The following is a 904-nucleotide window of genomic DNA, read 5'->3' on the forward strand; positions in this document are numbered from 1 at the left end:
CCGAGCATCTGGCGTGCTTCATCCGGCGTTGCGATGTCGAGCGACAGTCCCTCGATGATCTGGCGGATCTTCGCGACCTGCGCCGCGCTCGATTCGGCTAACTTGCCCGGCTCGATCCACAGCGAGTCCTCCAGTCCGACGCGCACGTTGGAGCCTTGCGCGACGCCCAGCGTGCCCATCGGGAACTGGTTACGTCCGGCACCCAGAATCGACCAGACGAAGTCGTTGCCGAACAGACGGTCCGCGGTGCGCTTCATGTGTGCGAGGTCTTCAGGGTGTGCCCCGATGCCGCCGAGCAAGCCGAACACGCTCTGCACGAAGAACGGACCCTTGACGAGACCCCGATCGACGAAGTGCGCGAGGTTGTAAAGGTGCGAGATGTCATAGCACTCGAATTCGAAGCGTGTGCCGTTCGCCGCGCACGATGTCAGGATGTACTCGATGTCGGAGAAGGTGTTCTTGAACACCAGGTCGCGACTGTTCTCCAGGTGCTTGCGCTCCCAGTCGTGCTTGAATTCCTTGAAGCGCCCGAGCATCGGATACAGGCCGAAGTTCATCGAACCCATGTTTAACGACGCGAGTTCCGGCTTAAAGTGGTGCGCAGGCTTCAGACGCTCCTCGACGGTCATATGGGGACTTCCGCCGCTTGTGATGTTGATCACGGCATTGGTTTGCGCCTTGATTCGCGGCAGGAATTCCTGAAACAGCGCAGGGTCCTGCGACGGCCGGCCGTCGCTCGGGTCGCGTGCGTGCAGGTGCAGGATTGCCGCGCCCGCTCGTGCTGCAGCGAGTGCCGCGTCGCCGATCTCTTGGGCCGTCACCGGCAGGTACGGCGACATCGACGGTGTATGAATCGCGCCAGTGGGCGCACAGGTGATGATGACTTTGCGTTTCGTTGCCATAT

General features: G+C 61.5%; 1 protein-coding gene. It reads right to left on the reverse strand.

Features of this window, described 5'->3' with window-relative positions; translation table 11 throughout:
- Positions 1-902, reverse strand: a 902-nt coding sequence (gene kce / locus AWB68_RS45480; protein ID WP_087650509.1) for a 3,5-dioxohexanoate:acetyl-CoA acetone transferase, incomplete at its 3' end; no start/stop codon positions are given.
- Positions 903-904: the final 2 nt, after the last annotated feature.

This window comes from Caballeronia choica, assembly GCF_001544535.1.
Lineage (GTDB): Bacteria > Pseudomonadota > Gammaproteobacteria > Burkholderiales > Burkholderiaceae > Caballeronia > Caballeronia choica.